Here is a 25,767-nt window from a genome sequence, read left to right on the forward strand (position 1 = left end):
ATAGATTTAATTTATAAGAAGTATTTAGAAATATAATAAGTCCACTACCTAAAAAGGTAGTAGATTTATTATAAGTATAAAGCAGCTAACCAACCAAATAAAATTAGTGGTATATTATAATGAATAAATGTTGGAACAACACTATCCCAAATGTGATCATGCTGTCCATCTACTCCCAAACCAGATGTGGGTCCAAGCGTTGAGTCAGATGCTGGACTTCCTGCATCACCTAAGGCTGCAGCTGTCCCTACTAAAACAGCAACTGCTAAAGGAGAAAAGCCAAACTGCATTGCTAAAGGAACATAAATTACTGCAATAATTGGAATAGTTGAAAAAGATGAGCCAATTCCCATAGTAACAAGTAATCCAACAACTAACATAAATAGTGCAGCTAAAGATTTATTATCACCAATTACAGAAGAGATAGATGCAACTAAACTTTCAATTCCTTGCGTTGCTTTCATAACTTCTGCAAAGCCAGAAGCTGCAATCATAATAAAACCAATCATTGCCATCATGTGAACACCTTTAGTAAATACATCTTGTGTTTCATCTACTTTTATAACTCCTCCTATCATAAAAATTATAAAACCAACAAGAGAACCAACAATAATTGAGTTAGTATATAATTGCAAAGATAAAGCTGCAACAATAGCAACTAAAGCAGTAAAAATATATGAAACTTTCATCTCTTGATTCTCAGGTTCAATATCTTTGATTTTTTTAATAGAGTAGTCTCTTGGCTTTTTATATGTAAAAAATATTGCAACTAAAAGACCCAAAAACATACCCGAAACTGGAATTGCCATAATTAAAGGAAGTTGCTCAACTGCAATAGTAGCTCCATTTTCAACAAGATTTTTATGTAGAATATTATTTAAAAATATTCCTCCAAATCCAACAGGAAGAAGCATATAAGTTGCTGTTAAACCAAATGTTAAAATACATGCAATTAACCTTCTATCGATTTTATATTCTGCAAAAACATGTAATAAAGGGGGAATCAAAATAGGAATAAAAGCAATATGAACAGGAATTAAGTTTTGAGATGAAACAGAAGCTAATAAGATCAAAGTTAATAAAATAGCCTTAAACCATATAATCTCTTTCCTAGTTGCATCACTTTTCATTTTTGAAATTATTTTTTTTGCAAGTAAATCAGTTATTCCTGATTTAGAAATAGCCACTGCAAATGCCCCAAGCATTGCATAATTAAGTGCAATACTTGCACCTCCACCAAGACCACTACTAAAAGCATCAATTGTATCAAGTAAAGATAAACCTGAAACTAAACCTCCAATAATAGCACTAAAAATTAAAGCAATAACTACATTGATTCTAAATAGACTCAAAGCAATCATAAGTAGTACTGCAACAACAACGGGATTAAACATAGTGTTCCTTGTGTAAGTATTTTATTTAGTTATTTAAAATAGATAAATAACACATTAAATGTAAATTAATTACTTTTTATTATATTGTTTTTTTATTTAATATTGAGATAAGAGAAGAGAGTTTTACTCTAATTTTAGGTTAAAACAATATAATTTTATCTTCAAAATTATTTAAGAGAGCTGAATTTATGACAAAAGAAGAAGAACAAGAATTTATTGAAAAGATTAAAGAAACAATTATGCCATATGCTCAAAATATGACAGAAGAACAAATAAAAAGTTTAGTACAAACTGTACAAAATCAAAATCAAAGTTTACCATCAGGTTTTGCAGATATGCTATTAGAGCAAATTAGGTTTTTAAAATATGGTAAAGAGAGTTAACTCTTTTTATCTACTTTTACTACAATTTTAAATAAAAATAATATAATTCCAGTCTTAAATTATACTAAATAATAAGGTAAACCAATGAATAGTTATCTTAAAACAATAACAGCACTTACTATATATGCATTTATTAGTGGTTGTGCAGCTACTAATACACCAACAAACAATAATATAAAAGATACTACTAAACAAGAACAGTATCAAGAAAAAACCAATAAAAAAATAGAAAATAAAGAACAGATTGATAAAAAAGAAAAAAAAGAGCAAGAAATTAAAAGTGCAGAAAAAGAACAAAAAGAGGAACAGCCTAAAATTATAAAACAGATTGTAAAAAAAATTATAATTAAAAAACCTGTTATAAAGGACTCTATGATTGTAATAGGTACAGCTGAAAAAGTTTATATTCCATCTTCAGATATATTATTAAAAGCAAAAATAGATACAGGTGCAACAACAACATCAATTCATGCTTTAAATATAAAAGAGTTTGAAAGAGATGGAAAAAAATGGATAAAGTTTGATTTACAAGATAAAGATGGAAATTTAATAAATAAAAATCTTCCACTACATAGAATCGTAAAAATAAAACGACATGGCACAAAAAATCAAAAAAGATATGTTGTGCAAATGAAAATAAATCTTGCTAATATTAGCCAACTTGTTGAAGTATCACTAACAAACAGAAGTAAATTTACATATCCTGTATTAATTGGGAAAAACTATTTAAATGGTCTATTTTTAGTCGATGTTTCAAAAAAATATATAACTAAACCTAAAATGAGTAAAAATGAAATCAAAAAATAATATAATCATCTTTTCATTTCTTTTAATTCTTGCAGCCTTGTCTCTTATGACATACAAAATCAAATATCTTAATTTTCCTTTATTCCAAGATGAAACGGTTAATATTTGGAATATTGAAGCAAAAATTACTTTTAATGCAAGAAAAGAGCAAAGTGCTTCTATTTCTATGACTTTACCATCAAAACAAGATGGATTAATGATTATAAATGAAGAGTCAAGTTCTGCAAACTTTGGATACTCAAATAGTTTCATAAATGGTTTAAAAAAAGGAAATTGGACAAAAAGAGAAGTTCAAGGTGAACAAGTACTATACTATTCAATTGATGTAATTAAAGATCCTTTTTTTAAAGCAGAACAAAAAGATGAGATAGATGAAGAGATTTTTAGAAAAGAGGTATCAACTGCATTTGTACAAGCTTCAACTTCATTATTAAACAGTATTTATGAAAAAAGTGCAAATGGTGTTAGTTTTACATCACTGTTGATAAAAGAGTTTAACTTAAAAGAACCATCTCAAGCAACAACAATGATAAAAAACAACTTTATGAAAACAAATAAACAAAAAAGAGATACTTTAGTTCAATTAATAGATAAAATGGGATATAAAGTAAGAACAATTGGAGCATTATATTTAAAAGATAGACAAAGAAATATTGAATTAACTCCAATGCTTGAAGTTTTTTATAAAGATAAATGGCATTTATTTGATATAAACAAAGGCGAAATATCAAAAAACAGTAATATTTTTATTTGGCAAAGGGGTTCTCAGTATTTATTAGATGCAGAAGGAGTTAGAAATTCAGATGTTAGATTTTCTGTAACAAAAAATATTGTTCCAGCTAGAAGTGCAGCATTATCAAAAGATGTAAAAAACCAAAATACACTATTAGACTTTTCATTGTTTGTACTACCTAATGAAGCTCAAAATACATTTAAACTACTTTTACTTGTACCTCTTGGTGCATTAGTGGTAGTAATTATGCGAGTTTTTATAGGAATTAAAACATCAGGAACATTTATGCCTATTTTGTTGTCAATGGCATTTATTGAGACTCAACTTCTTCCTGGTATTTTGATGTTTATTTTAGTAGTTACCATTGGACTTATTGTAAGGTCATACTTATCTTATTTAAATCTTTTATTAGTAGCAAGGATATCTGCTGTACTAATTGTAGTTGTAGGAATTATGGCATTTGTTGCTATATTATCACAAAAATTAGGACTTCAGTATGCTACAAGCATTACATTTTTTCCAATCATCATTTTAGCTTGGACAATAGAAAGAATGTCTATTATTTGGGAAGAAGATGGACCAAAAGAGGTTCTTTTACAAGGAGGTGGTTCACTACTTGTATCAATTCTAGCATTTTTTGCAATGACAAATAGTGTACTTAGCTTTATTACATTTAATTTTCCTGAGGTTTTATTAGCTGTACTTGGAATAATTATACTACTTGGAAGATATAGTGGATACAGATTAAGTGAACTTTATAGATTTAAATCAATGGTTGATTAAGATGATATTTGCAAACCCTTTTAAGCTAAAAGAACTTGGTATACTAGGTATGAATAATAGAAATATCAACTATATAGGTAAGTTAAACAAAAGAAAAAACTTTCCTTTAGTTGACGATAAGTTAAAAACTAAGCAAATTGCACAAGAACATAATATTGCTGTACCTGAATTATTAGGTTTTATAGAGTATCAAGTACAAATTAATAACTTTAAACACTATATAAAAAATGAAAATGGATTTGTTATCAAACCAGCACAAGGAAGTGGTGGAAAAGGAATTTTAGTTATAATAAAAACTATTGGAAATAAGTTTATTAAGCCAAATGGAGTTGAAGTTGGATACTCTGATATTAAAAGGCACATTTCAAATATATTAAGTGGTCTTTACTCACTTGGTGGAAAAAATGATGTGGCAGTTTTTGAAAAGCTTGTAGAGTTTGATAATGTATTTGATGGTTTTAGTTTTGAAGGAGTTCCTGATGTTAGAGTTGTTGTTTATAAAGGTTATCCCGCTCTTGCTATGATGAGATTATCTACTTCAAATAGTGATGGAAAAGCAAATCTTCATCAAGGTGCAGTCGGCGTTGGTATTGATATTAAAACAGGAAAAGCTTTAAATGCAGTCCAATTTGATAGACCCGTACAAGTTCATCCTGATACACAAAAGCCTCTAAAAGAGTTAAAAGTTCCTTTTTGGGATGATATACTACTTCTTGCTTCAAAATGCTATGATATGACTAATATGGGCTATTTAGGTGCTGATATTGTAATTGATAAAAATAAAGGTCCACTAGTTTTAGAGCTTAATGCAAGACCAGGTTTAGCTATACAAATAGCAAATGGTATTGGTGCTCAAACAAGATTTAAAAAAATAGATGAAGTTAAATATAAAGAGTCTGACCCAGAAAAAAGAGTACTTTTTTCTAAGACAAACTTCTAAAAGTAAGAGATATTCTACTTTTTACTATACTCTCTTGCTCCAATATTACCATATCTATGATATGAATGAGAAATACTTTGTTCTTTGAAATAATTTAGTAATTCTATTCTTCCTTCCATCATAGGTTTCATTCTTACAATAAATGTTCCAAGATGTTTACTTGCAGCTTCAAATATAGACTCTGGAACTTTTGATATGTCAGAATAAATTACTCTTTCATAATTTCCAATTACATCAGCAAGCTTTTCATTTGTATGTTTAACAATTCTATCTTTTGAAGTAAATAAAACTGTTGCATTTTTCAAGAACTCTTCTATTTTTTCATTATTATCAATTGATACTGTAAAGTGTACACCAGATATTTTTGCAGCTAAAATTCTACTTATAACATCAAAAAAAGTATCATCATTACTTACTCTAATAATTACTCTGTTTAAAGGAAGATATCTAAAATGATTATCTTCACCTCTTACTTTAACATAATCTTTTTCAACACTAAATTCTGTATGAAAATTATGATAATATGATTGTACTGCTACTTCAAGTTTTTCAAAATCATCTTTTTCATTTGTATACTTATCTTTGCAATGACTTATAAATCTAGTAAGATCTGTGTGAAAGTTTTTTATAATTTCAGGTTTACCAACTTCTTCAAAGTCAACAAATTGTGTTATATAGTTATAAATACCGACTTTTCTTCCTGCTCCAATTGCTGATTTACCCATTCCACCAAAAGGTTGTCTTAAAACAATAGCACCTGTTGTTCCTCTGTTTATATAAAGATTTCCAGCTTTAATATTTTCTCTCCAATAATTAACTTCTCTTTCATCTAAAGATTCAATTCCAGAAGTTAATCCATATCCAGTTGCATTTACAATATCAACAGCGTGTTTTACATTTCTTGCTTTAATAACTGCTAAAACTGGTCCAAAAAGTTCATTCATATGAATAAAACTACCCTCTTTTACATTCCATTTAATTGAGGGTTTTAACATATACTCATTATCTTCTGCATAAGATGGTTCTAATGCCCACTCTTCACCCTCTTCTAGATTCTCAATTGCTTCTTTTAATTTTCCAGATACACTATTTGCTAAAGTTCCAATTCTATTTTTTAAATCCCAAATAGAACCAACACTCATTGATTTTGCTGTATCTATTAATGCTTTTTTAAAGTTTTCATCATTATAAACTTCTTCTTCTAATACAAGCAATGATGTAGCACTACATTTTTGTCCAGAGTTTCCAAATGCACTTTGACAAACATTTTTAATTGCTTGATCTCTATCTGCCATATTTGTAACAATTGTCGCATCTTTTCCACCTGTTTCTGCAGTTAATAATAAATCAGGTCTTGTTTTAAGCATTGAGGCAGCTGTATCTTCTCCACCTGTTAAAATTACATAATCAACATCTTTATTAGCAACTAAATGCTCACCTGCTAATACTCCAGGGCAAGGAACAAATTGTAATACATTTTTTGATATTCCAGCATCCCAAAAACATTTGCACATTTCATAAGCAGTTAAGGCTGCAACTGTAGCAGGTTTAATAATTACTGTATTACCAGCTGCTAAAGTAGCTGCTACGCCTCCTAAAGGAATTGCTACAGGAAAATTCCATGGAGGGATTACAACACCAACACCTTTTCCTTTAAACTTTAAATTTGTATACTCTTCAAAATATCTTGAAGAGTGTGCATAAAACTCAATAAAATCAACTGCTTCACTAACTTCTACATCAGTTTCTGTAAATACTTTTCCAACTTCTGCAGCTGCTACACCTATTAAATCTCCTCTTCTTTCACGAACTTTTATAGCTGCTTGTTTTAAAAGTTCATGTCTTTGAGCATAAGTTTTACTTCTCCATCCATCAACATCAGCTTTTGCTGTTTCAACTGCTCTTTTTAAATCATCTTCATTTGCCATAGCAAACTTACCTGCTAAAACTTCATCTTTTAGTTGAGATTTATCTATTGCTTTATAAACTTTTCTTCCTGTAACTATCTCTTTGCCTGCAACTACTATTGGTTTAGTTTCATGTTCAGTATCTTTAGAAAATTTCCATTTTTTTACAATCTCTTTAGCCCATTCTTGATTTTGAGATAAAATAAAATCTGTATCTGGCTCTGCATGATACTCACTTGTATCATAAGATGAATTATTAAAAGTATCCCATTTTTCAGTTAATCTGTTTTGTGTTCTAAAACTGCCTACAAATGTTTCCTCTTCCAATTCAAATGACTTGATAAATAATGCTTTTTGTTCATTCCAATCTTTTGTTCCAACTTTTAATCCAAAAGAGTATCTAATAAAATTATTTGGTCCTGTATTTTCATCTAATCTTCTAACTAAATATGCAATAGCATTTGTAAACTGTTCTTTTGCCGCAGTTGGTGCATATAAAATCACATCTTTTGAAATCTCATTAATTGCTAATCTTGCTGATTCGCTCATTCCTTCTAACATCTCTAAAGTATGGAATTTAGTAGTTGCATTATGTTCTGCTAAAACCGTTGCAAATGCTAGTTCAAATAGATTGTGTGAAGCAGTTCCTACATGCATATAAGCAGCATTATCTTTATCAAGAGCAAACTTAACCATTCTTTTATAGTTTGCATCACTATGGCTTTTATTTGTATATGTCACCATATCCCAGTGCTTTTGAGAGGCTTCTGTCTCTTCCATCTCCATATTAGCACCTTTTACTAATCTAAATTTAATAGGACTTCCACCATCATTTACTCTTTGTTTAGCCCATTGACATAAATCTTTTTGTACTAAAAATGAATCAGGAATATAAGCTTGAAGAACAATCCCTGCATAAAAATCTTTAAATTGTGGTAATGATAATGTTCTTTTAAATACTTCAACAGTAATTGCTAAATCTTTATACTCTTCCATATCAAGGTTAATAAATTTATTAGATTTTGTCCCATCAGGGGCAATATATGGATACTTCTTTGCTTGTTCATAAATTCTTGTTAATTTTTTAACTAAAGTAGTAACAGTACCTTCAAAATCCATTGAGTTGATTTGAGAATAAATTGTTGATATTTTAATAGATATATAATCAATATTTGGATTTTCTAAAGCTTTTAAATATTTTTGAATTCTCTCTTCTGCTTCATTTTCTCCAAGGACAACTTCACCAATAAGATTAATATTAATTCTTGTTCCCTCTTTTTTTCTTTTTTCTAGATGTTCATTAAAAGGTTCGTCTTCACCTTTTATTACAACTGTTTTTGTATCTTCTCTAATTTCATTAACAAATAAAGGAACTGAAAGATCTGGTAAATATTTACCAAAGTTTTGGAAAAGCCATAAAAGTGTTTTATCTTTAGTAGTAAAAAAATGTGCCATTCCATGTTTTTCAAGTAAAAAAATTATTTGATCAGCTATTCTTTTATTTGAGTTTGTTCTAAAACACTGATCCATTAACTCAATCAAAAGTGCTTTATCTTGTGGATGAGCAAGCATCTTTTTCATTTTTATAGAAAACTCTTTATCCCAATTACTTACAAGTGTAGTTGCTTTATTTTGCCATCTTTCTGCTAGATTTATACTTTTTTCTATTAACTCTTGTTCGTTTTTCATGCAATATCCTTAAAATTAATTGTATTTTAAATAAATTTTAAGTAGCTTTACACGCACTTTAATGTGTTTTGAGGGTACAACCGCCAAGTATGCCCTCATGCTACTTATAACCTAATGCTTTTTACCTAAATATGCTTCTTGAATTGCTTTTGAACTTAACAACTCTTCTGATGTTCCCTCATGAGTTATTTTTCCAACTTCAAGTACATAACCTCTATTTGCTAACTTTAATGCAGCTTTTGCATTTTGTTCAACTATTAAAACTGTTACACCACTTAAGGCAATCTCTTTTATTGCTTTAAATATTGACTTAATCAAAATAGGTGCAAGACCTAAACTTGGTTCGTCTAATATAAGAAGTTTTGGTTTACTCATAATAGCTCTACCAATTGCTAACATTTGTTGCTCACCTCCACTTAAAGTACCAGCAAGCTGTTTTCTTCTTTCTTTTAATCTTGGTAAAATATCATAAATCCACTCCAATGTTTCCTTATCATGGTCTTTTAAAGTATATGCTCCCATCATAAGATTTTCTTCAACTGTAAGTGTTCCAAAAACTCTTCTTCCCTCAGGTGAGTGAGACATGCCTAAACTTACAATATCATGTGCTGGTGTATTTGTAATATCGTTTTTATCAAAAATAATATTTCCTGATTTAGGTTTTAATAAGCCAGAAATTGTTTTTAAAGTTGTTGTTTTACCAGCCCCATTTGCTCCAAGAATTGTTACAACTTCACCTTTATGAACTTTTAAAGAAATTCCTTTAATTGCAGCAATTGCTCCATAACTTACATGTAAATCTCTCACATCTAATAAAATTTCATTTTGCATTACTCTTCATCCTCATCATCACTACCAATATAAGCTTCAATTACTCTTGGATCATCTTGAACAAAATCTGGTTCACCTTGAGATATCTCTTTACCAAAATTAATTACAGTTATATAATCTGTTAATTTCATAACCATATCCATATCATGCTCAATCATCATAATTCCAAGCCCCATTTGCTTAATCTTTAAGATGATATTTGTAAGTTCTATTGTTTCATTTTCATTTAGACCAGCTGCTGGTTCATCTAATATTAAAAGTTCTGGTTCAGCAGCTAATGCTCTTGCCATTTCTACTTTTCTTTGATTTCCATATGATAAATCACCTGTTGGAATCATCGCAAACTTTGTAAGATTAAAAAAATCCATAAGCTCTTCTACTTTTTTCCAACTTTTGTCATTGTCTTTTTTGTAAAAAGGAGTATGAATAATAGAGTGATACCATTTTTGTTTTGATTTTGTATGACATCCAGCCATTATATTTTCTGCTACACTCATCTCTTTAAAAAGTCTAATATTTTGGAAAGTTCTTAAAACACCTTTTTGAGCAATTTTATGTGCTGACATTCCTGTAATATCTTCACCTTTATATTTAATAGTTCCTTTTTCAGGTTTATAAATTCCAGTTACGCAGTTAAATAGTGTAGTTTTTCCAGCTCCATTTGGACCAATAATTCCATAAATTTGTCCAGGTTTAACTTTGATAGTCAAATCATCAATTGCAACTAATCCAAAGAATAGTTTTGAAACATTTTCAATCTCTAATACATATTTCATTACTTTTCTCCTTTAAGCTTAGCTGCTTTTCTTTTTAAATAGTTTGGAATATTTCCAAAAGTCGCAGGCCAAACACCATTTGGTCTTAAAATCATTGTCAAAATCATAGCAGCACCAAAGATTAAATATCTTGATTCTTTAAACTCTGTAAATAGTTCAGGAAGTACAAACATCACAAATGTACCAATGATAATACCAGGAAGTGAAGCAGAACCACCAACAAGTACAATTGCAAAGAACATAACAGATTGCATAAAGTTAAATGATTCAGGAGATACAGCTGAGTACTGAATAGCAAATACGCAACCAGCAGCTCCTGCTATTGCTGCACCTAATGCAAAAGCAAATAGTTTGTAATAAGAAACATTTATTCCCATTGATTTAGCTGCAATTTCATCTTTATTTATATAATAAAGTGCTCTACCATATTTAGAGTTATCTAAATTTCTAATTATAAATAAAGTAATAATTAATAAACCAAATGCAATATAATATATTGAGATTTGAGAAAATAGCTCATATCCAAAAATTCTTACCACATCTATTCCAAAAATTCCATTTGGTCCACCTGTTAAATCAAAAGGATTATTAGATAATACTTGTTCAAAAATAATATTAAATCCAATCGTAGCAACAAGTAAATAATCACCTCTTAGATGAATAATAGGACCTGCTAATAAAATAGAAACAATAACTGGTAATATAATAGCAAATGGTAAAGTCTCAATAATTTCAAGTCCAAAGTGAACATTTAAAATTGCAGTTGCATAAGCACCAATACCAAAAAATATTGCATGCCCCATATTAAAAATACCAGCTCTTCCTAAAATAATATCTTGAGAAAAAGCTACAACTGCAAAAATTAAAAATGTAATTCCAATACTTAACCAAGCAGAATCAACTAAAAACGGGAAAAATGCCATAACAGCAATAAATAATGTTGCTATAATTGTTGTTTTATTCATTATACTTTCTCCGCTGTTTTTTCACCAAGAATACCCGTTGGTCTAACAATTAAAATTATAATTAAAAGCATAAAAGTAAATGTTTCAGCCCACTCTGTTGATATATATCCTGATATCATTGCATTAAATAAACCTAGTAATAAACCCCCAAGCATTGCTCCTGGGATATTACCAATACCACCTATAATTGCTGCAATAAAAGCATTTAATCCATAAAGCCAACCCATATCAAAAGTAAGACCTCTGTAATAAATACCAATAAATAATCCACCTACAGCACCCAATGCTGAACCAACTATAAAAATAATAGTAATAATTCTATTTACATTAATACCCATTAATTTAGCTGCATCTTGATCAATTGCAGTTGCACGAATTGCAGTTCCTATTTTTGTTTTATTAATAAAAAAGTATAAAGCTATCATTAATACAGCTGATAAAATCAAAATCAATACTTGAGTAAATGTCAAAATTACTCCACCAATTTCCCAAATAGTATTTGGTAATAAATCAGCTGGAAAAATTTTCATATTTGGACCCCAAATTAGCATAATTGCATTTTGAATTACAAGGGATGCACCCAATGCTGAAACAACGGCACTTAGTCTTGGTGCCGTTCTTAAAGGCCTATAGGCAAGACGCTCAAGAAGAACACCTACAAATGCAACAATAATTGCTGTAAATAAAAATATAATTACTACATTAATCAATGAGTTTGCACTAGCTCCAAAAAACTGAGAAAATATTGTAAGCCCTACATAAGCAGAAAAGGCAACCAAGTCACCGTGTGCGAAGTTAATTAACTTCATCACACCGTAAACCATTGTATAACCTAAAGCTACTAATGCATATAAACTTCCAATAGTTAAACCATTAATTAACTGTTGAAGAAAAGTATCCATTATTTACCTTATTTCCCTAAAACTTTATATGAACCATCTTTTTGAATTTCATAAACCATAAACTCAGCTCCAATTCTTTCACCATCTTCTCTAAAAGTAACTGGTCCAGTAATTCCTGGAAAGTCTTTTAGATTATGTAAAAAATCAGAGATTTTTTTAGTATCAAAAGATTTTGTTTGCTCAACTCCATGCATAATCGCTCTTAAACCATCTGCATTAACAACTGCCCAAATTGAAGGTGGTTTCATATTATATGTATCTTCGTAAGCTTTTAAATATTTTTTAGCTTCTTTATATGGTAAGATATCTGGCGTTGGGAAGTTAATTAATACTGTACCCTCAGCTGCACTGCCTGCTAATTTTAAGAAGTCTGGATTATCATTTGAATCTCCACCAACAAAATCAGCGTCAATTCCAAGTTGTTTTTGTTGAGATCTTAAAAGACCTCCATCAGTATAATAACCTGAATAGTAAATTACATCTGGATTCATTGATTTAATTTTTGTAAGCATTGCCGTAAAGTTTTGAGTACCAGATTTAATCTTTCCTCTAAAAATTACATTTCCACCAATTTTTTTGATTGATTTTTCTGTTGCATCACCAAGACCTTCTGAATATGATGAATAATCAGATAAAACAACTATTCTTTTATAGTTTTTTTGATTTACAAAATAGTCTGCTGTAAAATCACTTTGTGCTGAGTTTGGAAACGAGTTTCTAAAAAAAGTCCAATATTTTCTTTTAATTAATGAGTCACTAGTTCCATCACTTGTTTGTAATACTTTATTTCTATAATATGTTGCTTGTGCTGCTTCTGTTGCACCTGATGTATAAGAACCAATCACAGCAAATACACCTGCATTCACAAGTTTTCTTGCACAAACTGCAGCTTTTTGAGCTTTAGCTTCATCATCACAAGTTACTACTTCAATTTGTTTACCAAGTAAGCCACCTTGTGCATTTTTTTCATTAACTATAAGCTTTACAAACTGTTCAATTCCTTGACCCTCATTTGCATACTTTCCTGTAATTGGTGCTTGAACACCAATCTTTACTGTATCTGCAAGTAAACTTGAACTTGCTACTATTGCACTTAAAGCAATTGCTTTTGCAACATTTTTGAATTTTCTCATTCTTTCTCCTTTATTTTATTTAAATTTTGGCTCGATTATATAACAACAAACTGCCCATTCACCAATATTTGGTATAATATTTATCTTGCCTCCTTCTAATCTTGATTGTAAGTTTTCAAATGAGTTTACTATTTTATCAAAAGATTCTATAATCTCTTTTATTCTTTGTTCGCTTTTTTTTCTAGCACTACTTGAAATATCTAAATAAAATGCAAAAATTCCATAGTCTAAAGTAGAATCCTCTAACTTAGTTCTATAAAGCATCTTACATATTTTTTCAATCTCATATTTGTACTCTTCTTTTACATTTCTAACACCATTCTTTAAACTCATAATTACTCTTGATATAGAGTCATTATCACTTTTATGTTCAAATCTTTCATCTAAAGTTAAACACAAAACATCTTGTGTTAGATATCTTTGTTTCATAAACTCTCTAAAAGCATCCCTTGATGGTAAAGAGCATCTAAGAATATCTGCAGTAGTTGCATCAATAAAAATCTCTGGAGCATTTTTTAATTTTGCTATTTCTTGTGATACATGAATAGTCAAAAATCTAGGTGGAGCATATGATAAATATAGTTCATCAGCAGTCCAAAAAGTAAAATTATTTTTTGCAGTTATAATTCCATCAATAACGCATTTAACAATTTCATCTTGCAAGGGGAAATTATTCATCTATTTTCTCCTTCATAGTTTTCATCAACTTCTTCTAAAATACCACTTTCATATAATATATCTTCAATAAGTCTATTTTTAGAAATATTAATTTCATTTGATAATATAATTAGCGCATTATCTAACTTTTTATCAATCTTAATTGTTAATTGAGATATCTCTTTTTTACCATTTTTGGTATGTTTATCAATAACACTTCTAATTATATTTCTTTTATGTTTTTGTTTTGCCATTAGTTAAAAATTCCTAATAAAAATTTAGTAGTACTAAAAGTAGTACCAAAAACTTATATCATTATTTCACAGCAAAACTTAACTGAATCTTAATTTTTATGTCATTATTGTGTATTTTTTAACCAATTTACAACTTTTCTATATATTTTCAATAAAATGCTATTCTTGTGCTATTTTTGATCTTTTTTGTTGAAGAACTAAACCTAAAATAATTAAGCCCAAACCAAACAAAGTTGATAAATAAATTTTTTCTCCTAAGATAAAATAGATAAATATTAAAGATAAAAAAGGTGAAATAAATATTAAATTAGCAATTTTAGAAGTACTTGTTGTATATTGCATAGCTTTTAACCAAAGCATAAAAGTAATTCCCATCTCAAAAATACCAACATATGAAGCTGCAAGAATTCCTTTTAATTCAGGAATAAAAAAACCATCAGTAAAATATAAATAACAAATAATAAAAGGTAATGCAATTAAAAAATTAGCAAATAGCCCAACTTCTGGATATGCTTTTGATTTTGTATTAAAAATCCAATACATTGCCCATAAAACTGTACTAAATAATGCAAGACCTACTCCGTAAAGATTTGAAAAATTCAAAGAGAAAGGTTCTCCTCTTGTAGAAATAACAAGTACACCAAAATAACATATAATTCCTGCAACAATATCTGATAAAGTTAATTTTTGCTTTAAAAATGGAACAGCAAGATATGCTAACATAAGTGCCCAAGTATAATTGATTGCTTGTGCTTCTTGTGCAGGCAATAAATCATATGCTTTAAATAAAACCAAATAGTATAAAAAAGGATTTAAAACTCCCATCATAAGAGTTAATTTAAAATTACTCTTTATATGAGTTTTTACTAAATTTAATCTTTTTTCATATAGTAAAATTATAAATAAAACAATTGTAGAAGCAACAGAAGCTAATAATACTAACATTTCAGGAGTTAAAAACTCTAATGAAATTTTAAAAGCAGTTGCAACAGTTGACCATAAAAATATAGCAAGTAAGGCAAATTTATATGCTTTTGAATTTGATTTTATATCACATCCTTTAAGTTTAGCTAAAAAAATAACATGAAATAACAAAATTTATAGTTTATTTACTTTTCATTAAGATTAGTTTAACTCTATTTATCTAATAATTTTATAAAGATAAAAGTATTAGGACAATATATGAATAAATATAAACAACTACAAAAAGAATCTAGTGCTTTAAATATACTTTTTATTGAAGATGATGAAGATCTAAGACATCAAAGTGAAAAAATTTTCAAAACTCTTTTTAATCAAGTTGATTTAGCAAATGATGGGAAAGAAGGTTTAGAAAAATATTTAAAGTTCTATGAAGAAAAGAATTATTATTATGACATAGTAATAACAGATATAAAAATGCCTAAAAAAAATGGTATTGAATTAACAAAAGATATTCTTAAAATAAATAAAGATCAAGATGTAATTGTAATTTCTGCTTATGAAGACTCAAAATATCTTATAGAGCTAATAAACTTAGGAGTTAATAATTTTGTACAAAAACCTTTAATTATTGATCAGTTAATTGATCCTTTATTAAATATATGTAAAAGAATAAATAACTCAAAAGAGGCTTCTGAAAAAGTATTTTTTATAGAAAATTTTGTTTGGGATAAAGAGAATAAAACACTATTAAAAAAAGGTCAAGAAGTAAAGCTATCTTCAAGTGAAACAGTTTTACTAAATTTACTAATAAATAACCCATATATAACATTTTCAAATGAAGATATTTATAATACGCTATTTAGTGATAAATATGACAAAGAACTAAGTATTGATTCTATTAAATCTTTGATTAAAAGAATTAGAAAAAAGATTCCAACAGATATGATTAAAAATATTTATGGAGAAGGTTATCGAGTAAATAAAGATATTTTTGTAGAACCATAATAGACCTACAATACTATACGATATTTTTTTGTATAGTGTTTAATACCCTTAAGTAATTACTATTAAAGTTTAATTCACTTCACTTCGTTATAATGAAATAAATAGTAGATAGCCTATTTTATCATATATTAATGAAGTGTTGATATAATTTCGTCCCAAAAAAAAATATAAAGGTTTTAAAGGTGAGAATTACACTCACTCATAAAGAGTTACACGAATTACAAAAACTTTGTTTAGAAAATGATAACCATGAATTATTTAATAAACTTTCACATGAAGAGCATAAATCTATAAAAAGTAGAACTGTAAAAAAGACAAAAGCTACTCAAAAAGCTACAAAAGTAAGACAAGATACAGCAAGAAAAAAAATCGAAAGTACAGTAAATATGATGAGACTATTCAATCAAAAAATAACTGTTTATAGTGTTGCAAAAGAGGCTCAAGTTAGTTATAACACTGCTAATAAATACAAAGAGTATATTCAAAGAAATGCTCATTAATTTTAAGCTTAAAATCCATAATCTACCCAACTAGATTTAAATTATATAAAAATATTAGCATTATCATTCAAAAAGTTGCATATTTGCCTAGTTTTTGATAAGATTTTGCATTAATTTTGGAGAATAAATATGAGAAATTTTATTAGTTATAAACAATCTTTAGAAATATTAGAAAAAATAGATATAAAAACACCCCCAATTGAAAAAATGTTTTTAACACAAGCATTAGGATATGTAGTAGCAGAAGATATTATTGCAGACCATAATAGTCCAGAGTTTGCAACTTCAGCAATGGATGGCTATGCTTTAAAAGCAGAAGATTTAATAAAAGAAAAAATAAAAATAATAGATAAAAATCCAGCAGGAAGTGTCGTAGAATCAGTTGTTACAAATGGAGTATGTATTAAAACTTTTACAGGTTCACTAATGCCTAAGGGAAGTGATACTTTAATTCCTATTGAAAATGTTGAAGTAAATGATGATGAAATAAAAATTGTAAAAAAAGTTCCTTTTGGTTTTGCAGTAAGAGATATTGGAGAAAACTACAAAAAAGATGAGGTTCTTATAAAAAAAGGAACAATTGTAAGTTTTGCAGAAGTTGGGGTATTAGCATCTCTTAATATTGCACAAGTTCCTGTATTTGTTTCTCCATCAGTTGCAATTGCAAGTACAGGTAGTGAAATACTAGATTTAGGTCAAATACAAACAAATGATTCTCAAATTAGAAGTTCAAACCACTTGACAATTGAAGCTTTATGTAAAAAAGCAGGTGCTAATACTATACAAATGGGAATAGTAAAAGATGATATAGACTCTATTACACAACTACTACAAAAAGGTCTTGAAAAAGCTGATATTGTTATAACAACAGGTGGAGTTAGTGTTGGGGATTATGATTTTGTTCAAGATGTAATAAAAGATAAACTAAAAGCTCAAGTACTATTTCATGGAGTTACAATCAAACCAGGAATGCATCTTTTAGCAGCTATTAAAGATGGGAAATTAATTATTGCTCTTCCAGGTTTTGCTTACTCTTCAACTGTTTGTGCTATTTTATATGTGCTTCCTTTTATTTATAGATTAAAGCAAGCAAATCAAAGCTTACCAATAGTAAAAGCAAAAATCAATCAAGACTTTCCAAGAAGAATGCCAAAAACAGTCTTTACAGCTTGTAATGTTGAATATAAAGATGGAATTTATCAAGTTAATTTTGAGGGTAAGAAAAAAGGAACAAGTGCAATATTAACAAATATGCTCGAAAGTCCTGCTTTATTAATTCAAGAAGATGATAGTAAAGATATCAAAGCTGGAGATATGGTAGATATTTTACTATTAAACCAATTAAAATGATACAAATGCAAAAAGTATATAAAGTATATTTTTTACTAACTCTTTGTGTACTTTTTTGGTCTGGAAACTTTATCTTAGGAAGATTTATAAAAGATGAAATAGAACCTTTAGAACTTGCTTATTTTAGATGGGTTCTTGCTTTTATTTTAATTCTTCCTTTTTCTATAAAATATATGAATGTTAAAAAGTGTATTAAAAGTACAAAAGAGCACTTTTTAATACTATCAATTTTAGCAATTTTAGGAATAAGCTTATTTAATACAATTGTTTATATTGCTTTACAAACAACACAAGCTACAAATGCTCTTTTGATTAATTCTGTGACTCCATTACTTGTTCTTATTTTAGGAGTTGTTATCTTAAAAAATCCTATTAATAAAATTCAAATTTTAGGTTTCTTATCCTCTACATTTGGAGTTGTATTTTTAGTTTTAGAAGGAAATATTGCAAAAATTTTAGAATTAAATTTAAAAAATGGAGATTTGTGGATAATATTAAGTGCTACAATTTGGGCTTTATACTCAATTTTACTTAGATATAAACCAAAAGAGTTAAATCATATTGAACTTTTTACCACTTTAGTTTTTTTAGGAGTTATATATCTTACTCCTATATATTTATATCAAGGGTATAGTATTCAAAGAGAAGTAATAATGATAAAGCAAAATTGGCCAATTATTATCTATGTATCTTTTTTTGCTTCAGTATTGTCATTTTATTTTTGGAATAATGCAATTGCACAAATTGGTCCTGAAAAATCAAGTCAATTTGCACATCTAATGCCTTTGTTTGGAGCTATTCTAGCTTATTTCTTCTTAGGTGAAAAAGTAGAACTTTATCATTTATTTGGTGCTTGCTTTATAGCAATAGGTATTTACCTATCACTATTTTTATCTAAAAGATAGTTGCATTAAAAATCTAAGGTGTTGGTGTATGTTCATCTTGCCTTGGATCAAGCTCAGGTAACTCAGCTCCTGATGCAACTGGCATATTTACAAAAGTACTTAAATCATCATCTGCAATTCTTTTTTTAGAAAGAGAATAAAAGCATAAAAATAAGCCTAAAATTCCAAAGCATGAAAACAAAAACTGTGGCATATAACTTAATCCAAATCCAATAAGTAATGGTGAGATAAAAGAGCCTATACCATATGCAAAAAGTAAAGCTCTACTTATTTCTACAATATCTTTATTTTCATCTACAACATCATTTGCTCTTGCTACTGCTAAAGGATATACTGAAAAGATTGAGAAACCTAATAAAAATCCTAAAATATATAAAGTTTGTTCATCTAAATTAAAAACTATAAATAAAATTGAAATAACAGCTGAAAAAAATGCTGAAAATGCAATAAGTTTTCTTCTTCCATACTTATCAGATAAAAGTCCTATTGGCCATTGTGAGATCAATCCACCAATCAATGTAATAAGCATAAAATAAGAAACAACTTCAATTGATTGTCCTTGCATTAGTATATAAACAGGAACCATAGTAAAAAATCCACCAACAAAAAACCCACCTATAAAACTTGAAACAGTAGCAAGTGGAACAATTGAAAAGATTTTTGGAACACTATATTTTTCAAACTCTGCAAGTTTAGGCTCTTTTATTTTTGTTAAAGCAATAATAACTACTGAAAAAAGTACTAATACTGAACCTATTGTAAAAATAGCCTGTTTAAAATGTTCATCAATATTTAAAAAAAGTTGTCCAATAGCAGTAGAGAGATAAAAAATTATAGTATAAATAGCTAAAATCTTTCCCCTATCCTTTTCACTGCTTTTCTCATTTAGCCAACTTTCAAGTATAATTAAAAGTCCAAAAAACGAAAAACCTGAAATTAATCGTAAAAAAGCCCATAGAATCTCATTGAAAAATACAGAATGAAGTAAAAAAGAGACTACCATAATTGAAGCAAATGCAGCAAAACTTCTTATGTGCCCTACTGTTGAGATAATTTTTTGGCTAAAAATAGAAGAGCTTACAGCTCCTAGAAAAAATGACGCATTAATAATACCAATTACTGTATTACTAACTTGCAACTCTTTAAGATACACCCCAACAAAAGTTAATATCATCCCATATCCTATTGCTAAAAAAGCAATTGAAAAGAAAAGTGATGATATAGGAAATAAAATTTTTCTTAATGTCATGGAAACAAATCCTTATTAATAGTTTTGTTTAAATAGTATTATATTCAATTATATATGATTTGTAATATTTATTTGCTTATTTGGTTTCACACCTAATTGTATAAACTCTTGACTTTTACTTAAAAGGTTACCTTTACCTTTTGAAAGCTTGTTTAATGCACTATCATAAGACTTTGAAGTTCTATTAATATGCATTCCTATATCTTCAATATCTTTTACAAACAATGCAAATTTGTCATATAAGTTTGCTGCTTTTTTAGAAATTAGTTCTGCATTTTGATTTTGATACTCTATTTTCCAAATATTTTCTATTGTTCTTAAAGATACATATAAAGTTGATGGAGAAACAAGCATTATATTGTTTTCAAAAGCTAGTTTAAAAAGGTTATTCTCATTTGAGATTGCAAGTAAAAAAGCAGATTCAATTGGTATAAACATTAGTACAAAATCTAAAGTTCTAACTTCTTTGATATCTTCATATCTTTTTGTACTTAAACCTTTAATATGAGCTTTTAAAGAAGAGATCAACTCTTTAATTGCTTTTTGTCTATTTTGTTCATCTTCAGCTTGTGTATAGTTAATATATGAGTTTAAAGAGACTTTAGAATCAATTACAATATCTTTTTGTAAAGGAAGATGAACAATAACATCTGGTCTTAATCTCTTACCTTCATTTGAAAATGAACTTTGTGTAGTGTATTCAATACCCTCTCTTAAGCCACTTTGCTCTAGAACTTTTTCTAAGATTAACTCTCCCCAATCACCTTGAGTTTTATTATCACCTTTTAATGCTTTTGTTAAATTTATTGCATCATTTGAAATTTGTGTATTTAACTCTTTTAGATTTTTTATTTCATTTAATAAATAACTTCTTTGTTTTGTCTCTTCTGAATAAATATCATTTACTCTTTTTCCAAAATTATTAATTTGCTCTTTAAAAGGAGTCAAAATTTGATTAATATTTTCATTTGATTTTTTGCTACTTTGTTCAAAAAGTCTATTTGCAAGATTTTCAAACTCTTCTTTCATCTTAATTTTTGAAGTTTCTAAAAGATCTATTTTTTCTTGAAAGCTCTCTTGTTTTAGTTCAAACTCTCTTTGTTTATTTTGTAGTTTTTGCTCATAAAGCTCTCTTTGTGAATTTATTTTATCATTCATTGATTGAAGTTTTATATTTGCTTCATTTGTTAAGCTTTGAAGTTTAGCTTCATATTTTACTTTACTTAAAAAGTAAAATATAAAACCTGATACAACAAAGCCTATACCAAAAGCTACAATAGAATATAAATTAATATCATTCATCTATTTTAAAATCATCTTTCATTGCTTCTTTTGCATTATTTACTTTATATACATCATAACCTAGCTCTTTAAATCTTTCAACTAATGGTGGATGAGAGTAATAAAAGAAAACATATAAAGGGTGTGATAATGGAAATGATTTATTTTCATTTGCTAATTTCAATAAAGCATTTACTAAATCATCTTTTGATTGTAAATTTGAACCAAACTCATCAGCTGCATACTCATTATGTCTAGAAATTAGTGAAACTAAAGGCATCAAGAAAAATGATAAAATTGGAGAAAAAAGTAAAAATACTGCAATAATTGCATATGGTTCATTATTTAATGAAAGTCCTAAAAACAACTCATCATTTAAATTTCCAAAAATAGCAAAAAATATAAACATTACTATACCCATAATTCCTATATTCTTTAAGATATCTCCATTTTTAAAATGTCCTAGTTCATGACCTAAGACTGCAAGTAATTCATTATGAGTTAATTTTTGAATTAAAGTATCAAATAAAACCACTCTTTTAGTACTTCCCAGTCCTCCAAAATAAGCATTAAGTCTATTATCTCTTTTACTTGCATCAACAGAAAATACTCCACTACTTTTAAATCCAACTTCATCTAAAAGTTTTTCAATCTTTGATTCAAGCTCTTTATCTTTTAAAAGTTCAAATTTATCAAACATCTTATCTCTTACTAATGGATAAATCATATTTATTAGTATAATAACAGCAAAAATAAAAACAAATCCCCATATCCACCATAAAGGAAGATTTTCAATAATAAGTGCAATTCCTGCAATTATTAAACTTCCAAAAACTAAAAATAAAATACCACTTTTAATTGTATCTTTGATATATAAAGCAGGAGTCATATTTGAGAAACCATACTTTTTATCAAGTTTAAAAGTTGTATATAAATCAAAAGGTAAAGATAAAATCCAGTTTATTATAATAAAAGCATCAATAAACAAAATAGCTTTTAACCAACCTTGATCAACTACTATAAGTGAATCTAAAAATTTAAGTCCAAAACCTATCCAAAGCATAAAAATTACAAAATCATAAAATGTTGAAAGTATTGAAACTTTTTCCTTTTCTATACTATAGTTTCCAGCTTCAAGGTATTTGCTATCCTCAAGTATAATTGCTGGCATATTTTTTGCTTTACTAACAAAGCCTACTTGCATAAATGAAGTATATATATTTACTATAAAATATAAACAATATGCAATTACAAATATTTCTAACACATCTATCCTTTTTTATATTGATAATTAATTTGAATAATACAGTTTTTGTACTTGTAGATTAGTAAAGAGTATAGATTACTTATACTCTTGCAGGAGCTCTTTAAAAATATGATTAAATCTTGATAACATTTTCTTATCATCTGAAATATACAATATCTCATAATCACTTTTAAAAGATTTTTTCTTCCAATTTGCACTTCCAAATATAACACTTTTTTTATCTATAATAGCCATTTTTATATGTAGTTTATTCTCTAATAAAATAACATCTATCCCATTTTTAACTAGATAATCGTATTGGGTTTTTTTCTCTTCTAAAGCTTTTTTCTTATCCAAAATAACAGTTACTCTAACGCCTCTTTTTACACTATCATTTAATAACTTAGCAAATTTTTTATATGTAAAATTATACATAGCAATATCTATAGATTTCTTACTTTCTTTTAAAAGAGTTTCTACTTCTTTAACAGCAATGTTAGACTCTTTTGGTAAATAATATAGACTATCTTTTGCATTTAAAGCTGTAAAAATAAGCAAAATACATAAAAAAACTTTTTTCATTAATCATTATCCTTTTTTTCAATATACTTAGGTAGTGCTATTTTCATACACAAGCCTTTTACCTCTTTTGAATTATAAATAAACTCTTTATTTGATGCAAGAATAATTCCTTTTAAACTTTGTGTTACTAATGTATAACTCATATAAAGTCCAAGACCTGTTCCTTGCATCTTCTCTTTTGTTGTAAAATATGGTTCAAAAATTTTATTTATAATTTCTTCTTCTACGCCTAAAGCATTATCTACTAATTCAATTGTAACTGAATTTTCTTCATCTTTTATACTTATAAAAATAACTTTGTCCCTTTTACAATTTTTATTTAAAGCATCCTTTGAATTATTTAAGATATTTATAAAAACTTGAATTAATTCATTAAAACAACTATAAATTTGAACATCATCGAAATTTCTAACGATATTAATTCCATAATTTTTAAATGAAGCACTCAATAAATCTATACTATTTTCAATTGCTTGTGAAACATAAAATTTCGTTATGATTTTTTCACCTTTTATATAATTTTTAAAATCATCAATAGTATTTGACAAATAATTTGTGCTTTTCATAATAGTATCTAAAGATTTGTTTAAATTTTCATCATCTAAAACATTAACTTTATGTTGCAGTTTTAAGCCAGATGCACAAGTAGATATTGCTGATAAAGGTTGTCTCCATTGATGGGCAATATTTCCTATCATTTCTCCCATTGAAGCTAGTTTACTTTGCTCAAAAAGTAATTTTTCTCTTTTTTTAGAATGGGTTAAATCAACAAAAGAAGTTACATTTACTCGCCTATCTTCAAAACTTACTTTTTTATTCATTGCTAATACATTAATTTGTTCTTTATTCTTTTTAATAAAAATTGTTTCTCCAGCATTTTTTGTATCAAAAAAGTTTTTTTCATTTGCAGGAAGAACTTCAAGTATATTTTTATTTATTAACTCATCTTTATTTTCATATCCTAAAAGCTTAATAGCCTCTTTATTTAAATCTATACAAATACCATCAACTGAAATAATAATACCCTCTAAAATATTATCAATAAATATTTGAATATTTTTATTTGATTTTTCCAATCTTTTATTTACTTTTTTCAATTTAAAATTATATCTCAAAGATATAAGAAGAATCACAATTAAAGATATAGCTATAATAGATATTATTAAAATTATTTGTTTAAAATGTTCAAAAAAAGATATTGGCTTATTTAAGATTTTTATACTTTCAGATGGTAAATATTTTTCAATATCTATACCAAAAAATTTCAAAGCATTATAGTCAAATACATAAGAGTTAGTGCCATTTAAAATTGGTTTGATTTTTAAATTTGGGTCATTTAAAATTTTCAATGCCATTTTTGCTGCTAAAACTCCTTGTTTATTTCCATCAACAACATAACCTCCAATTATTTTTCCTCCATGATTAAAAACTCTTGCAGTGGATATTATAGGATTGTTATAAGCTTGATTAATCTTTTTTAATGCATTTTCCATTGTAATTGGATTTTCATCTTTATTGACATAGCTAGCTGTCATTATTAACATTGCCATGGAGTTTTTATTTGTTTGTTTTAATTTATTAGTTAACTTATCAATACTTTTATCACTAATAAACTCATAATCTATTTTAGTTTTATCTAACTCTTTTAATACTAGCTTTTTAAGTACATTAAAAGTTACAGAATCATCTCCTATTAAATAAAGTTTATCAAGTTTTAAAGAGATCTTTTTTGCTAATTCATAGTTTACAAAAGGAGTCATTCTTTCAAAAACACCAGTAATATCATCTTTTTTATAATCATCTAAGATATTTAAGTTATTTACACCACTAAAAACTATCTTACTATTAGAAAAGAGCTCATTTCTAAACATTTTTAAAAAATTTATAGCATTATCATCAGTTGAAATAACTAAATCAATTTTTTTGTTTAAATATTTATATTTTAAAAGTGTTAAGAATTTGTATTTGTACATTAAAGTGGGATTATTTCTTTTTGTATCCATATATTCAATATATATATCAATATCTTCTTTTGAAGCAAGCAAAGTATTAACAATACTATCAACTTGTATTTTTGTCCAAGAAAAAGAGGGATGATAAGAGTTTAGTATAAGTACGTTCTTTGAATATAAAAATGTACAAAAGATAAAAAATAAAAATAAATATTTTCTAATCATAAAACACTTCATAAAGTTCATTGGGAATTTTTGTTGGTTTAAAGTTTTTCAAAAAAGCCAATTTAAATCTAGCAGTAAATAAAACTTCTTCATCTTTTTTTACTTCTTGATACATTATCAATGAAGCACTTTTCTTAACTTCAAGTTTTGCACTAACATCAAGTAAGTCGCCAAATTTTGCAGGTTTTATATATTTTGCATTGACCTCTTTTACAACAAAGAATTCATTCTCACTTATATGAGGACTTAAACCTTTTTTAAAAAAAAGTTCACTTCTTGCTCTTTCACAAAACTTCAAGTAATTAGCATAATATACAACACCACCTACATCTGTATCTTCGTAATAGACTCTAATTTTCATTATCTTCCCTTAATAATTATAATTATACTTAAC

24 protein-coding genes are annotated in these 25,767 nt (G+C 27.4%); 8 read left to right on the plus strand and 16 right to left on the minus strand.

Translation table 11 applies throughout. The features are described 5' to 3' along the window. Nucleotides 1-68 precede the first annotated feature (68 nt). Nucleotides 69-1,394, minus strand: coding sequence for a Na+/H+ antiporter family protein (locus tag ACAN_RS07450; RefSeq protein ID WP_099333287.1), 1,326 nt, complete (start codon nucleotides 1,392-1,394; stop codon nucleotides 69-71). Between the two features lie 188 nt (nucleotides 1,395-1,582). Here ACAN_RS07450 and ACAN_RS07455 point away from each other — a divergent pair, with 188 nt between their 5' ends. The 4 genes from ACAN_RS07455 to ACAN_RS07470 all read left to right on the plus strand — a co-directional run bounded on the left by ACAN_RS07455 (nucleotide 1,583) and on the right by ACAN_RS07470 (nucleotide 5,040). Beyond that, nucleotides 1,583-1,777, plus strand: a complete 195-nt coding sequence (locus ACAN_RS07455; RefSeq protein WP_079577903.1) for a hypothetical protein — start codon at nucleotides 1,583-1,585, stop codon at nucleotides 1,775-1,777. Between the two features lie 84 nt (nucleotides 1,778-1,861). After that, nucleotides 1,862-2,584: an ATP-dependent zinc protease family protein gene (locus ACAN_RS07460; protein ID WP_099333288.1), complete on the plus strand. Its 723-nt coding sequence runs from the start codon at nucleotides 1,862-1,864 to the stop codon at nucleotides 2,582-2,584. Further along, the gene (locus ACAN_RS07465) at nucleotides 2,568-4,100 is read left to right on the plus strand and encodes a UUP1 family membrane protein (RefSeq protein ID WP_079577901.1); all 1,533 of its coding nucleotides are present in this window, start codon (nucleotides 2,568-2,570) and stop codon (nucleotides 4,098-4,100) included. Before ACAN_RS07460 ends, ACAN_RS07465 begins: the two co-directional genes overlap by 17 nt. Continuing rightward, nucleotides 4,066-5,040, plus strand: coding sequence for an alpha-L-glutamate ligase-like protein (locus tag ACAN_RS07470; RefSeq protein ID WP_228150586.1), 975 nt, complete (start codon nucleotides 4,066-4,068; stop codon nucleotides 5,038-5,040). The genes ACAN_RS07465 and ACAN_RS07470 overlap by 35 nt, the downstream gene beginning before the upstream one ends. A 14-nt stretch (nucleotides 5,041-5,054) precedes the next feature. On the opposite strand, the gene ACAN_RS07475 is transcribed toward ACAN_RS07470, so the two are convergent. The 9 genes from ACAN_RS07475 to ACAN_RS07515 all read right to left on the minus strand — a co-directional run bounded on the left by ACAN_RS07475 (nucleotide 5,055) and on the right by ACAN_RS07515 (nucleotide 15,249). Then, nucleotides 5,055-8,636, minus strand: a complete 3,582-nt coding sequence (locus ACAN_RS07475; protein WP_099333289.1) for a proline dehydrogenase family protein — start codon at nucleotides 8,634-8,636, stop codon at nucleotides 5,055-5,057. Between the two features lie 111 nt (nucleotides 8,637-8,747). Further along, nucleotides 8,748-9,467 (minus strand): ABC transporter ATP-binding protein, encoded by a 720-nt coding sequence (locus tag ACAN_RS07480; protein ID WP_099333290.1) that lies wholly within the window; start codon nucleotides 9,465-9,467, stop codon nucleotides 8,748-8,750. Beyond that, the gene (locus tag ACAN_RS07485; RefSeq protein ID WP_099333291.1) at nucleotides 9,467-10,243 is read right to left on the minus strand and encodes an ABC transporter ATP-binding protein; all 777 of its coding nucleotides are present in this window, start codon (nucleotides 10,241-10,243) and stop codon (nucleotides 9,467-9,469) included. Before ACAN_RS07485 ends, ACAN_RS07480 begins: the two co-directional genes overlap by 1 nt. Further along, on the minus strand, nucleotides 10,243-11,208 hold the full coding sequence (locus ACAN_RS07490) for a branched-chain amino acid ABC transporter permease (RefSeq protein WP_079577896.1): 966 nt from the start codon (nucleotides 11,206-11,208) through the stop codon (nucleotides 10,243-10,245). Before ACAN_RS07490 ends, ACAN_RS07485 begins: the two co-directional genes overlap by 1 nt. Next, nucleotides 11,208-12,110, minus strand: coding sequence for a branched-chain amino acid ABC transporter permease (locus ACAN_RS07495; RefSeq protein ID WP_099333292.1), 903 nt, complete (start codon nucleotides 12,108-12,110; stop codon nucleotides 11,208-11,210). The genes ACAN_RS07490 and ACAN_RS07495 overlap by 1 nt, the downstream gene beginning before the upstream one ends. Before the next feature lie 8 nt (nucleotides 12,111-12,118). Further along, nucleotides 12,119-13,243 (minus strand): branched-chain amino acid ABC transporter substrate-binding protein, encoded by a 1,125-nt coding sequence (locus tag ACAN_RS07500; RefSeq protein WP_099333293.1) that lies wholly within the window; start codon nucleotides 13,241-13,243, stop codon nucleotides 12,119-12,121. A gap of 15 nt (nucleotides 13,244-13,258) precedes the next feature. Further along, the gene (locus ACAN_RS07505) at nucleotides 13,259-13,921 is read right to left on the minus strand and encodes a hypothetical protein (RefSeq protein WP_099333294.1); all 663 of its coding nucleotides are present in this window, start codon (nucleotides 13,919-13,921) and stop codon (nucleotides 13,259-13,261) included. Further along, nucleotides 13,918-14,154 carry a hypothetical protein gene (locus tag ACAN_RS07510; RefSeq protein ID WP_079577892.1) on the minus strand — a complete coding sequence of 79 codons (237 nt, stop codon included), beginning with the start codon at nucleotides 14,152-14,154 and terminating at the stop codon, nucleotides 13,918-13,920. Before ACAN_RS07510 ends, ACAN_RS07505 begins: the two co-directional genes overlap by 4 nt. A 159-nt stretch (nucleotides 14,155-14,313) precedes the next feature. Beyond that, nucleotides 14,314-15,249, minus strand: a complete 936-nt coding sequence (locus ACAN_RS07515) for a DMT family transporter (RefSeq protein ID WP_228150587.1) — start codon at nucleotides 15,247-15,249, stop codon at nucleotides 14,314-14,316. Nucleotides 15,250-15,336: 87 nt separating this feature from the next. Here ACAN_RS07515 and ACAN_RS07520 point away from each other — a divergent pair, with 87 nt between their 5' ends. From ACAN_RS07520 to ACAN_RS07535, 4 genes are all read left to right on the plus strand, one after another. Beyond that, nucleotides 15,337-16,083 carry a response regulator transcription factor gene (locus tag ACAN_RS07520; RefSeq protein ID WP_079577891.1) on the plus strand — a complete coding sequence of 249 codons (747 nt, stop codon included), beginning with the start codon at nucleotides 15,337-15,339 and terminating at the stop codon, nucleotides 16,081-16,083. 182 nt (nucleotides 16,084-16,265) lie between these two features. Further along, nucleotides 16,266-16,583, plus strand: a complete 318-nt coding sequence (locus ACAN_RS07525) for a hypothetical protein (RefSeq protein ID WP_079577890.1) — start codon at nucleotides 16,266-16,268, stop codon at nucleotides 16,581-16,583. 129 nt (nucleotides 16,584-16,712) lie between these two features. Continuing rightward, entirely contained in the window at nucleotides 16,713-17,933 is a 1,221-nt protein-coding gene (locus ACAN_RS07530) for a molybdopterin molybdotransferase MoeA (protein ID WP_099333295.1), read from the plus strand. Nucleotides 17,934-17,938: 5 nt separating this feature from the next. Next, a complete protein-coding gene (locus tag ACAN_RS07535) occupies nucleotides 17,939-18,838 on the plus strand; it encodes a DMT family transporter (RefSeq protein WP_099333564.1) in 900 nt (299 codons plus the stop codon). 13 nt (nucleotides 18,839-18,851) lie between these two features. Here ACAN_RS07535 and ACAN_RS07540 read toward each other — a convergent pair whose 3' ends face one another. The 6 genes from ACAN_RS07540 to ACAN_RS07565 all read right to left on the minus strand — a co-directional run bounded on the left by ACAN_RS07540 (nucleotide 18,852) and on the right by ACAN_RS07565 (nucleotide 25,734). Next, nucleotides 18,852-20,087 (minus strand): MFS transporter, encoded by a 1,236-nt coding sequence (locus tag ACAN_RS07540; protein WP_099333296.1) that lies wholly within the window; start codon nucleotides 20,085-20,087, stop codon nucleotides 18,852-18,854. A 48-nt stretch (nucleotides 20,088-20,135) separates the two neighbouring features. Then, nucleotides 20,136-21,389: a DNA recombination protein RmuC gene (locus tag ACAN_RS07545; protein ID WP_228150588.1), complete on the minus strand. Its 1,254-nt coding sequence runs from the start codon at nucleotides 21,387-21,389 to the stop codon at nucleotides 20,136-20,138. Beyond that, a complete protein-coding gene (locus ACAN_RS07550) occupies nucleotides 21,382-22,635 on the minus strand; it encodes a M48 family metallopeptidase (protein ID WP_099333297.1) in 1,254 nt (417 codons plus the stop codon). The genes ACAN_RS07545 and ACAN_RS07550 overlap by 8 nt, the downstream gene beginning before the upstream one ends. Before the next feature lie 75 nt (nucleotides 22,636-22,710). Then, nucleotides 22,711-23,196: a phospholipase D-like domain-containing protein gene (locus ACAN_RS07555; protein ID WP_079577885.1), complete on the minus strand. Its 486-nt coding sequence runs from the start codon at nucleotides 23,194-23,196 to the stop codon at nucleotides 22,711-22,713. Further along, a complete protein-coding gene (locus ACAN_RS07560; protein WP_165773023.1) occupies nucleotides 23,196-25,373 on the minus strand; it encodes a sensor histidine kinase in 2,178 nt (725 codons plus the stop codon). The genes ACAN_RS07555 and ACAN_RS07560 overlap by 1 nt, the downstream gene beginning before the upstream one ends. Further along, complete coding sequence (locus tag ACAN_RS07565; protein WP_079577883.1) at nucleotides 25,366-25,734, minus strand: YbgC/FadM family acyl-CoA thioesterase; 369 nt, start codon at nucleotides 25,732-25,734, stop codon at nucleotides 25,366-25,368. The genes ACAN_RS07560 and ACAN_RS07565 overlap by 8 nt, the downstream gene beginning before the upstream one ends. Nucleotides 25,735-25,767: the final 33 nt, after the last annotated feature.

This window comes from Malaciobacter canalis, assembly GCF_008000835.1.
GTDB classification, from domain to species: Bacteria; Campylobacterota; Campylobacteria; order Campylobacterales; family Arcobacteraceae; genus Malaciobacter; species Malaciobacter canalis.